This is a genomic window from Amycolatopsis sp. NPDC058986 (assembly GCF_042741125.1).
GTDB lineage: Bacteria > Actinomycetota > Actinomycetes > Mycobacteriales > Pseudonocardiaceae > Amycolatopsis.
In genome coordinates this window covers 117342-131554 of record NZ_JBHYJW010000023.1, presented here as the reverse complement: position 1 = coordinate 131554, position 14213 = coordinate 117342, and the positions used below count along the sequence as shown (strand labels likewise).

Annotated in this window: 11 protein-coding genes; 3 read left to right on the top strand and 8 right to left on the bottom strand. The window is 70.1% G+C overall.

Annotated features, from left to right (window positions below; genetic code table 11):
• Positions 1-70: 70 nt before the first annotated feature.
• On the bottom strand, positions 71-511 hold the full coding sequence (locus ACFW0G_RS21530; RefSeq protein WP_378327115.1) for a PaaI family thioesterase: 441 nt from the start codon (positions 509-511) through the stop codon (positions 71-73).
• 62 nt (positions 512-573) lie between these two features.
• Between ACFW0G_RS21530 and polA the strand changes: the two genes are divergently transcribed.
• Entirely contained in the window at positions 574-3315 is a 2742-nt protein-coding gene (polA, locus tag ACFW0G_RS21525) for a DNA polymerase I (protein WP_378327114.1), read from the top strand.
• A 61-nt stretch (positions 3316-3376) separates the two neighbouring features.
• Here polA and ACFW0G_RS21520 read toward each other — a convergent pair whose 3' ends face one another.
• The 4 genes from ACFW0G_RS21520 to ACFW0G_RS21505 all read right to left on the bottom strand — a co-directional run bounded on the left by ACFW0G_RS21520 (position 3377) and on the right by ACFW0G_RS21505 (position 7453).
• A complete protein-coding gene (locus ACFW0G_RS21520) occupies positions 3377-4102 on the bottom strand; it encodes a S1 family peptidase (RefSeq protein WP_378327113.1) in 726 nt (241 codons plus the stop codon).
• 270 nt (positions 4103-4372) lie between these two features.
• Entirely contained in the window at positions 4373-5344 is a 972-nt protein-coding gene (locus ACFW0G_RS21515) for an ArsR/SmtB family transcription factor (protein WP_378327112.1), read from the bottom strand.
• A gap of 201 nt (positions 5345-5545) precedes the next feature.
• Positions 5546-6199, bottom strand: coding sequence for a response regulator (locus ACFW0G_RS21510; RefSeq protein ID WP_378327111.1), 654 nt, complete (start codon positions 6197-6199; stop codon positions 5546-5548).
• A gap of 21 nt (positions 6200-6220) precedes the next feature.
• Complete coding sequence (locus ACFW0G_RS21505; protein WP_378327110.1) at positions 6221-7453, bottom strand: sensor histidine kinase; 1233 nt, start codon at positions 7451-7453, stop codon at positions 6221-6223.
• A gap of 151 nt (positions 7454-7604) precedes the next feature.
• Here ACFW0G_RS21505 and ACFW0G_RS21500 point away from each other — a divergent pair, with 151 nt between their 5' ends.
• Together ACFW0G_RS21500 and ACFW0G_RS21495 are read left to right on the top strand one after the other, a co-directional pair.
• The gene (locus ACFW0G_RS21500) at positions 7605-8342 is read left to right on the top strand and encodes an ABC transporter ATP-binding protein (RefSeq protein ID WP_378327127.1); all 738 of its coding nucleotides are present in this window, start codon (positions 7605-7607) and stop codon (positions 8340-8342) included.
• A gap of 5 nt (positions 8343-8347) precedes the next feature.
• Positions 8348-10933 carry an ABC transporter permease gene (locus ACFW0G_RS21495; RefSeq protein ID WP_378327109.1) on the top strand — a complete coding sequence of 862 codons (2586 nt, stop codon included), beginning with the start codon at positions 8348-8350 and terminating at the stop codon, positions 10931-10933.
• A gap of 18 nt (positions 10934-10951) precedes the next feature.
• Here the strand turns inward: ACFW0G_RS21495 and ACFW0G_RS21490 are convergent, their stop codons facing one another.
• From ACFW0G_RS21490 to ACFW0G_RS21480, 3 genes are read right to left on the bottom strand one after another with little or no spacing between them, the layout of a single operon-like run.
• Positions 10952-11530, bottom strand: coding sequence for a TetR/AcrR family transcriptional regulator (locus tag ACFW0G_RS21490; protein ID WP_378327108.1), 579 nt, complete (start codon positions 11528-11530; stop codon positions 10952-10954).
• On the bottom strand, positions 11527-13485 hold the full coding sequence (locus ACFW0G_RS21485; RefSeq protein WP_378327107.1) for a YhgE/Pip family protein: 1959 nt from the start codon (positions 13483-13485) through the stop codon (positions 11527-11529). Before ACFW0G_RS21485 ends, ACFW0G_RS21490 begins: the two co-directional genes overlap by 4 nt.
• Positions 13482-14171 carry an ABC transporter ATP-binding protein gene (locus ACFW0G_RS21480; RefSeq protein ID WP_378327106.1) on the bottom strand — a complete coding sequence of 230 codons (690 nt, stop codon included), beginning with the start codon at positions 14169-14171 and terminating at the stop codon, positions 13482-13484. The genes ACFW0G_RS21485 and ACFW0G_RS21480 overlap by 4 nt, the downstream gene beginning before the upstream one ends.
• Between the last annotated feature and the right edge of the window lie 42 nt (positions 14172-14213).

Below are 14213 nucleotides of genomic sequence, written 5' to 3'. Positions count from 1 at the left end.
TCCCCGAAATGCCCTTAAGGCCACCTTACGGGCGTCTGACGCCCGTAAGGTGGCCTTAAGGGAACGTGTGTCAGGACCCCGGGGCGGCGCTCAGTACGGCGCAGGTGAGGCGCGCGGTGCAGGTGCGGCGGCCCTGCTCGTCGGTCAGCACGATCTCCGCGGTGATGTTGCTCCGCCCGACGTGCACCGGGGTCGCGACGCCGGTGACGAGCCCGGAGCGGACGGCGCGGTGGTGGGTGCAGGACAGCTCCAGCCCGACCGCGGCCCGGTCGGCCCCGGCGTTGAGCGCGGCCACCGTCGAGCCCAGCGCCTCGGCGAGCACGGCGTTCGCGCCGCCGTGCAGCAGGCCGTACGGCTGCAGATTGCCCTTGACCGGGATCGTGCCGACCACGCGCTCGGGCGTCAGCTCGAGGATCTCCAGCCCGATCTTGTCGTTGAGCTGCTGGTCGGCGACCGCGGGGTCGACACCCTGGAACGGCTGGAGGGCTTCGCTGCCCTGGTGGTTCGTCACACAATGCTCCTATACCCATGCGACACGTAAGAGTGTCGGACCCTCAGCCTAGACTCGCTCCCGTGAGCCCGAGTGAGAACCAAACCGTAGCCAACGCCACAGGAACCGCCACCACCGGTGCGCGGCCGAAACTGCTGCTCATCGACGGCCATTCGATGGCCTACCGTGCCTTCTTCGCCCTGCCCGCGGAGAACTTCCGCACGAAGACCGGGCAGGTCACGAACGCGGTCTTCGGGTTCACCTCGATGCTCATCAACCTGCTGCGCGACGAGGCGCCCACGCACCTCGCCGTCGCGTTCGACCTGTCCCGCAAGACTTTCCGCTCGGAGGCCTACGCCGATTACAAGGCGAACCGCAGCACGACGCCGGACGAGTTCAAGGGGCAGGTCGGCCTCGTCGAAGAGGTGCTCGGGGTGCTGAACATCCCGGCGCTGACCAAGGAGAACTACGAGGCCGACGACATCATCGCCACGCTCACCACCCAGGCGGTCGCGGACGATTTCGACGTGCTCATCTGTACCGGCGACCGCGACGCGCTGCAGCTGGTCAACGAGCACGTCACGGTGCTCTACCCGAAGCGCGGGGTGTCGGAGATGACCCGGTTCACCCCGGACGCGGTGGAGGAGAAGTACGGGCTCACGCCCCGGCAGTACCCGGATTTCGCCGCGCTGCGTGGCGACCCGTCGGACAACCTGCCCAGTATTCCCGGCGTCGGCGAGAAGACCGCGGCGAAGTGGATCCGCCAGTTCGGCTCGCTCGGCGAGCTGATCGACAGGGTCGACGAGGTCAAGGGCAAGGTCGGCGACGCGCTGCGGGCGCATCTGACGGCGGTGTCGCTCAACCGGCAGCTCACCGAGCTGATCCGCGACGTCGAGCTCGAGGTCGGGCCGTCCGGTCTGGAGCTGCGGCCGTGGGACAGGGAAGCGGTGCACCGGATCTTCGACGAGCTGGAGTTCCGCGTCCTGCGTGACCGGCTGTTCGCGACGCTCAGCAGTGCCGAGCCCGAGGCGGACGAGGGATTCGAGGTCAGCGGGAGCGCGCTCGCGCCGGGTGGGCTCGCCGCCTGGCTGTCCGCGCACGCGCAAGGGGAGAAGCCGGTCGCGGTGTCCTTCCGCACCACCGGTGCGTCGGTCCGGTCGGATCTGAAGGCGATGGCCTTCGCAGCGCCGGACGGCGAGGGCGCGTACCTCGACGTCACCAGGATGGACGAGACCGACGACAAGGCGCTCGCCGAGTGGCTGGCGGACCCGAAGGTCCGCAAGATCGGCCACGATCTCAAGGTGCCGCTGCACGCTGTGCGTGCGCGTGGCTGGACCGTCGCCGGGCTGGAGATGGACACCGCGCTGGCCGCGTACCTGGTGCGGCCCGGCCAGCGCACCTTCGAGCTGGACGATCTGGTGCTGCGGTACCTGCAGCGGGAGCTGCGGTCCGAGGCCGCGGGTGACGACGGCCAGCTGTCGCTGCTCGACGGCGGGGCCGAAGGCCTGGAGCAGAAGGAAATCACCGACGAGCTGGTCAAGGCACGGGCCATCGCCGAACTGGCGGTGGCGCTGGCCAAGGAGGTCGAGGAGACCGGGGGCACCGGCCTGCTCGCGGAGCTGGAACTCCCGCTGCTCGAGGTCATCACCGAGCTGGAGATCGCCGGGATCGCGGTCGACATCGAGCAGCTGACCGAGCTGGAGGCGCACTATCTCGGCCGGGTGACCCAGGCGGCCGAAGAGGCGTACGCGGTGATCGGCAAGCAGATCAACCTCGGCTCGCCGAAGCAGCTGCAGGTCGTGCTGTTCGACGAGCTGGGCATGCCGAAGACCAAGCGCACCAAGACCGGCTACACCACCGACGCCGAGGCACTGCAGGGCCTGTTCGAGAAGACCGAGCACCCGTTCCTGCAGCATCTGCTCGAGCACCGGGACGCCACGAAGCTGCGGACCACGGTCGAGGGACTGATCAAGTCCGTCGCCGACGACGGCCGGATCCACACCACGCTGCAGCAGACCATCGCCGCCACCGGGCGACTGTCCTCTGTGGACCCGAACCTGCAGAACATCCCGGTGCGCACCGAGGAAGGCCGCCGCATCCGGGACGCGTTCGTCGTGGGCGAGGGCTACGCGGAGCTGATGACCGCGGACTACAGCCAGATCGAGATGCGGATCATGGCGCACCTGTCGCAGGACGAGGGGCTGATCGAGGCCTTCAACAGCGGCGAGGACCTGCACACGTTCGTGGCGTCGCGGGCGTTCTCGCTGCCGCCCGAGGAGATCACGCCGGAGCTGCGCTACCGCGTCAAGGCGATGTCGTACGGCCTGGCGTACGGGCTGTCGGCTTACGGGCTCTCGTCGCAGCTGCGGATCTCCACCGAAGAGGCCAAGGCGCAGATGGACGCCTACTTCGCCCGGTTCGGCGGAGTGCGGGACTACCTGCACTCGGTGGTGGGCGAGGCCGCGAAGGTCGGCTACACCGAGACGATCTTCGGGCGCCGCCGCTACCTGCCGGACCTCAACAGCGACAACCGGCAGCGGCGGGAAATGGCCGAGCGGATGGCGTTGAACGCGCCCATCCAGGGCAGCGCGGCGGACATCATCAAGGTCGCCATGCTCAACGTGCACCGCGCGCTGGTCGAGGCGAAGCTGCGCAGCCGGGTGCTGCTCCAGGTACACGACGAACTCGTGCTCGAGGTCGCCGAGGGCGAGCGTGACGAGCTCGAGAAGCTCGTGCGTGAGGGGATGGGCTCGGCTTACGCGCTCGCCGTGCCCCTGGAGGTTTCCGTCGGCTACGGCCGCTCCTGGAACGAGGCCGCGCACTAGCGAGGCGAAGGGGACTTTCGTCTCGCCCCACGAGAGGAAAGTCCCCTTCGGCTACTCGTGCTCAGAGCCCGCCCACCTGTTGGCTGATCCAGGTACGCACGCTGCTACTGGCGATATCGACGTAGATCGACGGTCCCTCACCACAGTTGTCGGTGGTTCCCGCGCTGTCGGTGCCGATCTGCTGCCAGACACCGTTCACCTTCTTGATCTGCGGGCCACCGGAGTCGCCGTAGCAGTCACCACCGCTGTTCGGGTTGTCGGTGCAGATCTCGGTCGCTCCGGTACCGCACTGCTGGTCCGCGACTATCGAGGTGTCCAGTTCCTGGTTCATCCGCGGAGCACTGCCACAACCAGGTTGGGGACAGGTCTGGCCCCAGCCGAGGATCCGGGTGGGGGTGCCCGCCGGCCCCGAGTCCGTGGCGACAGGAATAGGGGCATACGGCACCGAGTTCGCCAGTTGCAGCAGTTTCACGTCATCCCGGGGGTCGCTGACGCCGCGGGTCACGCGCACGACGGTGCCGCCGGAGGTGCGGTCATTACTGCCCACCCGCACCGAGGACGGCGTCGGGCAGTGCTTGGCGGTGATCGCCCAATTGGCCTTGATCAGCGATCCGGTGCAACCACCGACGTAAACCATGAAGGGATACGCCTCGCTCGCTGGGCGGCCACCGACGATGGCGGTGATCGGACCGTCGTCGGCTGTCGCACTGGTGCTCGTGGGAACCAGTCCGAGTATCGCCGTGGTCAACGCGATGAACAGGCTTGTCAAAGAAAAGCGACGTGACATCGGGACTCCACTTCGCCGCCCACGACTCAGTCCGCCGAACTGCCGAGACATCAACCGGGCCGAGGTGAACTGGCTTACCGGGGAACGGGGACACGGCATTTTATTGCCGCGTCATCCGCTCCCGCACCCGGCGTTCGTAGGGATTTCTTGTTCCGGCCCGGAATAAACGTCCGCCGCGGCAGCACACCCGGCGACTGGCTGGAAATCCTTTGTGGACAGTGCGGAGCAGGTGCGCGCGAACTGGCGCGATTCGCCGGTTCGAGGTCACTCTCAGGTGGAAGCACCAGGGCTGAGATCCGCTGTCGGCTCGTCGTTGGCGGTTATGAGGGCGTCGCCGAGCGGGGTCAGCTCGTGCCGCACGCTCCGGCCGGTGCGCCTGCTGACGACGAGCCCGGCGTCGCGCAGCGCGGCGGTGTGCTGGGAGGCGGACGGCGCGCTGATACCGGCCAGCCGCGCGAGCTCGCCGGTCGTGCGGGGCTGCCGCAGCGCGACCAGAACCGCGGCCCTGGTCGGCCCCAGCAGCCTGGCCAGCGCGCGTGCCGGCCGGCGGGCGATGACGTCGAAGGCGGGCCGGGCGGGGTAGATCAGGACGTGCCGGTTCGTGTCGCGCCAGGGGTGCATGAACAGCGGGCGGCCGGACCACACCGCCGAAGGCATCAGCTCGATTCCGGCGCCGTGGGGAGTGACGTCGATTTCCTTCGGGTGGGCGAGCGTCAGCACGCCGTCGTGGTAGCGGAGCCCGGGATGCAGCGAACCGAACGCGGTCGCGGCATCATGCCAGGGGAACGCCGGCGCCCGCACTGCGATGTCCTGGCGGAACCCGGCGTCGAGCCGATCTCGCCGGGGCAGGACGTCCCGCCGGTACCAGGCCCGCAACGCCCGGTTGACCAGCCGCCGTTCCTCGGCGTCGCCGTCTGCGAGATTCCGGACCCACAGCGGGATCGCGCGGTCCGGCGGCCAGATCCGGGCCAGCTCGGACCGCAGCACCGCGCGTGGTGCCGCGTCCACCAGCGAGAAACCGTGCTCGGCGTCCGCGACGAGCGGGTCGAGGAAGGTGGGACCGCGTGCCTGCGCGTTCACCATCGACAGCAGCGGACCGATTTCGGCGGGCAGTGCCGCGCGGCGGCCGGGAGGGGCACACAGGCGCTCGCTCAGTGCCAGCACCGAATCCAGCAGCGGTGCCGGGCTCTCGGCGAACCGCAGGCCGCCGAGATCCGCGTCGGTGAGATGGATTCTGAGCACGCGGCTCCCGGCGTCGTCTCGGCTGTGTCGCCGCGCAAAATTTTAGGGGAAGCCAAAAAGGTTGTCGATTGCCTGTTCCGCCGATGACGATGTGTGCGGCGCGCCGGTTCCCGTGATCCCAGGCGGGGGCCCGGAGCGTTTCGTGTCGGGTGAGTGTCGTGGATGGGGGTCACGACGCCCACCCGACCACGAGAACCGGCGTCAGGCGCGGAGATAGGTGAGCACGGCCTGCACCCGGCGGTGCCCGGCGCCGTCCGTGCTGGGCAGGCCGAGTTTGGCGAAGATGTTGCCGATGTGCTTGTGCACCGCGCCCGCGCCGATGACGAGCAGTTCCCCGATGGTGGCGTTGGAATGTCCCTCGGCCATCAGCGAGAGCACCTCCCGTTCACGCGGGGTGAGCGTGCGGATCGGGTCGTCGGCCTTGCGGCGCACCAGCAGCTGCGCGACGACCTCGGGGTCCATCGCCGCGCCCCCGGCGGCCACCCGGTTCAGCGACTCCAGGAAGTCCGCGACCTTCCCGACCCGCTCCTTCAGCAGGTAGCCGACTCCGCCGCCGGTCCCGGCGCCGGCCAGCAGTTCACCGGCGTAGCTGTCCTCGACGTACGCCGAGAGCACCAGCACCGCCAGCCCCGGATGACGGCGGCGCGCCTCCACCGCGGCGCGCAGGCCCTCGTCGGTGAAGGTCGGCGGCATCCGGACGTCGACCACGATCACGTCCGGCGGGTCGGCGTCGACAGCGGTCAGCAGGTCCTCGGCATTGTCGACCGCCGCGGTCACCTCGAAACCTTCAGTGCCCAGCAACAACACGAGTCCCTCGCGGAGCAGGGCGTCGTCCTCGGCGATCGCGATCCGCATGACGGCAGTGGTTTCCTTTCCTCAGGCCCCGGTCGGCAGGACCGCGCGCAGCACGGTCGGCCCGCCCACCGGACTGGACAGCTCAGTGTGCCCGTCGAACGCCTCGACGCGTCGGCGGATCCCGTTCAACCCGGTGCCGCCGTCCTCGTCGGCCCCGCCGTGGCCGTCGTCGGTGACCTCGACCGTGAGGACGTCGCCCCGGATCGCGAGGCGCACCGAGGCGTGTTCCGCGCCGCTGTGCTTGGCCACGTTGGTCAGCGCCTCGGCGACGACGAAGTACGCCGCCGCCTCCACCGCGGCGGGCAGCCTTCGCAGCGATTCGACGTCCACGGTGCACGGAATCGGGCTGCGGGCGGCCAGCGCGTCGACCGCGCCGTCGAGGCCGCGATCCTCCAGCACCGGCGGGTGAATACTGCGGACGACGTCGCGGAGTTCGGCGATCGCGTCCGACGCGGCGTTCTGCGCCTTGAGCACCAGCGGCAGCGCCGACGCCGGGTCGCGCCGCAGCCCGCGTTCCGCGATGCCGAGCATCATCACCACGGCGACCAGCCGGTTCTGCGTGCCGTCGTGCAGATCCCGTTCGATACGGCGGAGTTCGGCGCCGTGGGCTTCCAGCGCGGCCGCCCGGGTCGCGGTCAGTTCGGCCACCCGCTGCGCCATGCTCGCCTTCGGCGGTGATAGCAGCGCTCGCGCCAGATGCGCCTCGCCGGTGGCCAGCAAGGGCAGCACGAGACACGACACCAGCGCCGCCGCGACCGCGATGCCGAGGTTGAGCGCGGCTTCGGGCCACGAGGTGACGGGCAGGCCGAACGAACTCTTCATCCCGCCGGGGACCAGCCACCAGACAAGCGAGGTGATGAAATTCTGCACGGCCGCGCCCGGCAGGCCGATCGTGAGCACGCTCAGCGGGATCCCGAGGAGCGGGTGCACGAGCAGCCACAGCAGGTCGCGGCGGGTCGCCGGGTCGGAGAGCACGGTGACGACCCGACCGAGGAACGGCCCGCTCAGTTCCTGGTAGCGCTCCGGGACCTGACGGCCGGTGTAGCGGGAGACCCGCCACCGGTCGACCGCGATCAGCCTGCGGACCGCGGTCATCAGCAGCGGCAGCAGGGGCAGCGTGAACACCAGCAGCGTGCAGATCAGCAGCGCGCACACCACGAGCCAGGACGCCATCGCGGTGAGGAAGCCGATCGCCAGTGAGGCGAACGACGACCACACCCTCCTCGGCGCGTGACGCAGCTGTCTTCCGGCCATTCCTCTCCCGTCCTGGTGGAGTGCGCTCTACCACGGATCCGGTACTCCGCGGGATGTCCTGCACCCTGCCGCAAAACCTACCTTCGATCACGTCAAGGAGTGCGAGCGGACAGGAGTGGGGACGTCAGTGGTGTACACACGATCGGAGCCGATGGTCGGCCAGGATCACGCGGTCCGGCTGGACGGCGTGACCAAGGTCTACGGCGCGGGGGACAGCGCCGTGACGGCTTTGCGCGGCGTATCGCTGCACCTGAGGCGAGGCCGGTTCACCGCGGTGATGGGGCCGTCCGGCTCGGGCAAGAGCACGTTCCTGCACTGCGCGGCCGGTCTCGACCGGCCGACGTCGGGCTCGGTGCGGCTGGGTGACACGGAACTCTCCGGGCTCAAGGAGAAGGTGCTGACGGAGCTGCGCCGGGACCGGATCGGCTTCGTCTTCCAGGCCTACAACCTGGTGCCGTCGCTGTCGGTCCTGGACAACATCACGCTGCCGTTGCGGTTCGCCGGGCGTACCGCGGACGCCGCGTGGCTGCGGGAGATCGTCGGCAGGGTCGGGCTGGACCGGCATCTCCAGCGCAGGCCGAACCAGCTTTCCGGTGGTCAGCAGCAGCGGGTCGCCGTGGCCAGGGCGCTCGTTTCCCGGCCGGAGGTGGTCTTCGCAGACGAGCCGACCGGCGCGCTGGACATGCGGACCGGCGCCGAGGTGCTGACGCTGCTGCGCGGGCTCGTCGACGAAGCGGGCCAGACCGTGGTGATGGTCACCCACGACCCGGTGGCGGCGGCGCACGCGCACAGTGTGCTGTTCCTCGCCGACGGCCGGTTCGTCGAGGAGATGCCGTCGCCGACGCCCGAACGCGTGGCCGCGCGGATGACCACGCTCGGGGAGTGGTGAGCGCGATGCTTTCCCTGGCATGGGCGACGATCCGGGCCCGCAGGGCCGCGTTCGTCGCGTCGTTCCTCGCCCTGTTCGGCGGGGCGATCCTGTTCACCGCGTGCGGCGTGCTGCTGGAGTCCGGCCTGTTCGGCGGGGTGCCCGCGCAGCGCTACGCCGCCACGCAGGTGGTGGTCGGCGGCAACCAGACCGTCACGCAGCGGATCAAGGTGGGGCCGGGCGGCGAGCGCGACGCCAAGCAGGAGAACCTCCCCGAGAAGGTCTCGGTCGACTCCGGGCTGGCCGGAACAGTCGCGGGGATTCCCGGCGTCGCCAAGGTGATCGGGGAGGTGAGCTTTCCGGTTTCGGTGGTGACCGCGGACGGCCGGGTGCTGCCCGGCGCGGACGGCGGTCACTCGTTCGGGCACGGCTGGGGCAGCGCCGAGCTGACCCCGTTCGCCGTGCGGTCGGGTAGCGCGCCCGCGGCGCCGGGCGACGTGGTGCTGGACGCCGAACTCGCGCAGCGCGCCGGCGTCACCGTCGGTTCGACCGTGCGGGTCTCGGTGCGGGACCGGCCGGTGAGCTACCACGTGAGCGGCATCGCCGCACCGTCCGGAAAGGACGGACTGGCCAGGCAGTCCGCGGTGTTCTTCGCCGACGACGTCGCGCGGTCGCTGTCCGGCGAGCCAGGCAGGCTCGCCGCGATCGGCGTGCTCGGCGCCCCCGGGAACGCCGAGGATCTTGCCGACCGGGTGGAAAAAGCCTTGTCGGACAACAAGGATGTCACCGTCTACTCGGGATCCGAGCGCGGTGAGGCCGAGTCGCTGGACGCGGCACAGTCCCGGCAGATCCTGACGATCATCTCCGGATCGTTCACCGGGTTCGTGTTCATGATCGTGATCTTCGTGACGGCGAGCACGCTGGCGCTGGTGCTGAACCAGCGGCGCCGGGAGATCGCGCTGCTGCGGACCATCGCCGCCACGCCTGGGCAGGTGCGCCGCCTCATCGGTATCGAGACGCTGCTCGTGTCCGGCGCGGGCGCCCTGCTCGGGGTGCTGCCGGGCCTGTTCGCCTCCTACGGGATCCGGGACGCCTTCGTGAAGATCGGTGTCATTCCCGAAGGCTTCGAGCTCTCGGCCAGTCCGGTGCCGATGGTGGCCGCGGTCGTGCTGTGCGTGGGTGCCGCCTGGCTGGCCGCGTGGACCTCGGCGCGGCGGCTGCTGAAGTTCAAACCGATCGAGGCGCTCGGCGAGGCCGCCGTGGAGAAGGCGAAGCTCGGCCGCGGGCGGGCGATCACCGGTGTGGTGCTGCTTCTACTGGCCGGGGCAGGCGCTACGGCGACGCTGTTCCTCCAGGGGCAGCTGGCCATGGCGCCCGCCGTGATGTCCTCGCTGGTCGCGGTGATCGGCATCGGGCTGCTCGGCCCGCGGCTGATGTCCGGGGCGACCCGGATCGTCGGCGGGGCCATGCTGGGCTCGCGTGCCACCTCCCGCTACCTCGCCGCCCGCAACAGCATGGCCAACTCACGGCGGCTCGCCGCCGCGGTGACCCCGCTGGTGCTGACCCTCGGCTTTTCGGTCACCCAGTTCTACAGCCAGGCGATGCTCACCGACGCCACCCAGGAACAGGCCCGCGCCGCCACCTCGGCCGACTTCGTGCTCACCGCCCCTGCCGGGATCCCGGCGAGCGCTGCGGCCGCCGCGCGGGCTGTGCCAGGGGTGAGCGCGGCGACGCCGCTGGTCGGCAGCGACGTCATCGTGTACGACCCCGACGCGCGCGAGGAACCACTGTCCAAGGTCAAGGCCTATGGTGTCGACGCCGGGCAGCTGACCGGCACCCTTTCACTGGCCGTGCGCCAGGGCCGGTTCGACGACCTGCGCGGGGACACCGTGGCGCTGAGCGAGTCCGAGGCGTCCTGGCAGGGCAAGCACATCGGGGACCGGGTCGAGCTGTACCTGGGAGACCGCACCCGCGTGTCCCCGCGGCTGGTGGCGGTGTTCGGGAACAACCTCGGCTACGGCGACGTGCTGCTGCCGCAGGACGTCCTGCTCCCGCACACGACCAGCCGCCTGGCAGGCTCGGTACTCGTGAGCGCCGCGGGCACCGCCGACCGCGCCGTGGTGGAGCGGGGCCTGCGGGAGCTGGCCCTGACCTATCCCGGGCTCGGGGTCACCGACCGGCACTCGCTCACCGTCGCCACCGACGGGGAGCAGGAAGCGAACGTGTGGCTCAACCGCGTCCTGCTCGGCGTCATCCTGCTCTACGTCGCGCTGTCGGTGGTCAACACCCTGGTGACCGCGACGCTGGACCGGAGCCGTGAGCTGACGCTCCTGCGGCTGGTCGGCGCCACCCGGCGGCAGGTCCTGCGGATGATCCGGGTCGAATCCTGGATCGTGGTGGGCATCGCGGTGGTGCTCGGCTCGGCCATCCCGGTGCTGCCGCTGGCCTTCCTCGGCCTGAACTACACCGGGAGCCCGCTGCCCGCCGGAACACCGCTGGTGTACCTCGGCATCGTGGCTGTGACCGTCCTCATCGGACTGTTGTCGATCCGGCTGCCCGCGCGGAAGGTCGCGCGCACCAGCCTCGCCGACAACATCCTCACCCGCGAGTGACGTCCGCCGCGGCCTCGGCTACCTGCCGAGGCCGCGGATGAGGACCATGACGGAGTCCCGGACGTCGGCCCTGGTGCGTTTCGGCTGGAAGACCTGCCAGTCGAGCGCCACCACGAGCATGGTGCCGAACAGTCCCGCCGCCGCTGTCGGGATCTGCACGCCGTCCGGCAGCCGTCCCGCCTCGTCCAGCCGCTGCAGCTGTTGTTTGACGATGGAGATGATCTCCTCGCGCAGCAGCGACAGCGTGTCGTGCCACTGGCCGGGGGTCCGCCACAGTTCGCTGACCAGGATCTGCGAAAAACCCGGGTATTGCTGGATGAACTCCAGCGTGGTGTCCACCTGCGCCTCGACGACGTCCAGCGGGTCGGCGTCCGAAATCTCGGCCCGCAGCCGGCCGGCCAGCAGATCGACGCCGTACCGCAGCAGCCCGTCGACGAGCCCGTCCTTGCTGCCGAAGTTGTAGTAGACGGTGCCCTTGGCCACGCCCGCTTCGGCGGCGATGTCGTCCACGGTGAGGCCGACAAGGCCCTGGCTCGCCGAGAGCCGCAACGTGGCCTCGAAGAGCTTCTGCTTGGTCGCCTTGGCGCGGGGACTCACAGGGACAGCTCGGGTTTCAGCGCCGACACCGTCCACATGCGACGTTTGCGAGCGGCCAAAGTGGACAGCAGGATCCCGCCGACCAGGTAGGCGGCCAGCACCCCGATGTCACCGAGGATCCGCATCGACGCCCCGGTGTAGAGCAGATGCCGGAACCCGTCGATCGCGTAGCTCATCGGCAGCACCACGTGCAGCGGATACAGCGCGTCCGGGATCGTCTGCCACGGGAACGTGCCGCCCGCGCTGACCAGCTGGAGCACCAGTAGCACCAGGCCGAGGAACTTCCCGACCGCGCCGAAGAACGCGTTGAGCGCGTGCACCACCGAGGTGAAGGCGAGCGAGACGAGGATGGCGAACCCGATCGCGCCGAGCGGATGCGCGACGTGGATGCCGACCAGCCACGTCACCGCGCCGAACAGCACGATCACCTGCGCGATCCCGAGCAGCGCCGAGGACAGCCAGCCGCCGATCGCCACCCGCAGCGGCGACGCGCCCGCAGTAAGCGCGCGGGTCGACAGCGGCCGTAGCAGCAGGAACAGCACGAACGCGCCGATCCAGGTGGCGAGCGCGATGAAGAACGGGGCCAGCCCCGCGCCGTAGGTGCCCGCCGAGGCGACGCCGTTGGACGTCACGGCCACCGGGTCGGCGATGGTGTTGGCCGTCGCCGAACGCGTCGGGTCGTCCGGGTTCGGGATCTGCTTCAGCCCGGCGGCGAGCCCGTCGCGCAGCTTCGCCGAGCCGTCGGCCAGCTGGTTCGTGCCGTCGAGCGCGGTCTTCTCGCCGTCGTTGAGCTTCGCGGCGCCGTCCCGAAGCTGGTTCGCGCCGTCGGAGGCCTGCGCGATGCCATTCGCGAGTTGCGGCGCGGCGGTCGAGAGCTGTTGTGCGCCACTGGACACCTGCTGCGCGCCGTTGGACACCTGCCGGGACCCGGCGGCGAGCTTCGCGAGTTCGCCGTTCGCACCCTGGATCTTGGCGTTCGCCTGGTCGACGGGGGAGCGCAACTGGTCGGCCTTGGCGACGATCTCCTGCACCTTCGCCTCGGGCACACCCGCGTTCCGCAGGTCCTGGGCGAGCTGGGTGCGGTAGCCGTTGAGCTTGGTCTGGATGTCGCTCGACGCGCCCGCGGCGAGGGCGGCGGCGTCGGCGACCTTCTGGTTCCCGTCGGCGACCTGCCCGGCACCGTCGGCGACCCGGCCCGCGCCGTCGGCGAGCTGTTTCGCCTGTGACGGCAGGGAAGTCGTACTGGACTTCAGGGTGCCGAGCCCGTTCGCGAGGGTGCCGCTCCCGGTCGCGAGCTGGTTCGCGCCGGTGGCCAGCTCCTGCTGCCCGCCCCGCAGTTTCGCGGCCCCGTCGGCGAGTTGCCTGGCTCCGTCGGACGCCTCGGAGATCTTGCCGTAGATCGTGGAGAAGCCGACCAGGAACCGGTCCGCGGCCTCGCTGCCGACCTTCTCCGCGATGGTCTTCCTGACCTGTTCGGCCACCTGTTTGGCGATCGTGCCGGACAGGTAGTTGTTGGAGTCGTTGGTGGTCAGCGTGATCGTGGCCTGCTGCGGCTGGAAGTTGCCGACCGAGAGCAGCGCCGCGGAGAAGTCGTGCGGGATGCCGATGACAAACGAGTACTTGCCGTCCTTCACCCCCTTCGCCGCTTCGTCCTGCGAGACCTCGTGCCATTGGAACGTATGCGAGTTGACGAGTTCGTCGGTCACCTCGCGGCCGACGTTGCGATCCTTGCCCGACGCGTCCTTCGCGCCCGCGTCACTCGTGTAGACGGCGGCTGGCAGCTTGTCGAGGCGGCCGTACGGGTCGTAGTTGGCGTACAGGTAGAAGGACGCGTACAGCAGCGGCACCAGCACCAGCGCGACCATCGCCAGCTTGGGCAAGGTGCCCGCGGTGAGCCTGCGCAGTTCGTTGGCGGCGATGCGGAACGCGCTCGTACCGCTCGGGCGGGAAGTCATTCCTGATCTCCTTCGGCGCTCAGCTCGGCGGTTTCCGGGCCGGGCGAGCACCGTTGTGGTTCGGGCTGGTCGGCCGACCCGATGCGGGCCGGCGGGTGGGGGAGAGCCGAATCCGGCGTCGTCGCGGTCAGCACCACGACGGCGAGCCCGCGTTCGGCGTGTTCGCGGGCGAGCCGCGCCCAGCTGCCGACGTCACTGGTGTGCCGGTCCGGCGTGTCGAGGACGAGCAGACGCACGCCTTCGCGCTCGGCGGCCAACTCGGTGAGCAGCCTGGTGCGCAGTGCCGGTTCGAGGTTTTCGAAGCGGGTGTCGGCGTACGCCGCCGCGTCGTGCTCGCTCAGCCAGCGCGCGACGTCGGTCTTGGCGGCCGGGCGGTGCGCCAGCGCCAGTTCCTCGCCGACGACGACGCGCAGCGCCAGCGCGCCGTCCGGTTCGCTGACCCCCGGCGCGTCGACCACCGCGACGATCTTGCGAAGATCGCCGACGGCGTCGGCGGCGTGGTTGACGGTCACCGTGCCGGTGCTCGGCTTGAGCCGCCCGGCGAGCGCGAGACCGAAGGCGGTGACGCCGACCCCCGGCTCGCCGTGCACAAGGGCCAGCTCCCCGGCCTGGACGGTCAGCGAGGTGGGGGGTAACAGCGTGCCGTGGGGCCCTTCTAGGGACACACTGTCGGCTCGAACCTGCACGGGAACTCCAGCGTCGGGATCACTTTTGAACTGACCGGTCAG

Excerpts from the sequence above, each read along its gene's own strand:
- ACFW0G_RS21485 (WP_378327107.1), bottom strand. The coding sequence starts at position 13,485 with ATGACTTCCCGCCCGAGCGGTACGAGCGCGTTCCGCATCGCCGCCAAC.
- ACFW0G_RS21520 (WP_378327113.1), bottom strand. The coding sequence starts at position 4,102 with ATGTCACGTCGCTTTTCTTTGACAAGCCTGTTCATCGCGTTGACCACG.
- ACFW0G_RS21505 (WP_378327110.1), bottom strand. The coding sequence starts at position 7,453 with ATGGCCGGAAGACAGCTGCGTCACGCGCCGAGGAGGGTGTGGTCGTCG.
- ACFW0G_RS21510 (WP_378327111.1), bottom strand. The coding sequence starts at position 6,199 with ATGCGGATCGCGATCGCCGAGGACGACGCCCTGCTCCGCGAGGGACTC.
- ACFW0G_RS21500 (WP_378327127.1), top strand. The coding sequence starts at position 7,605 with ATGGTCGGCCAGGATCACGCGGTCCGGCTGGACGGCGTGACCAAGGTC.
- ACFW0G_RS21495 (WP_378327109.1), top strand. The coding sequence starts at position 8,348 with ATGCTTTCCCTGGCATGGGCGACGATCCGGGCCCGCAGGGCCGCGTTC.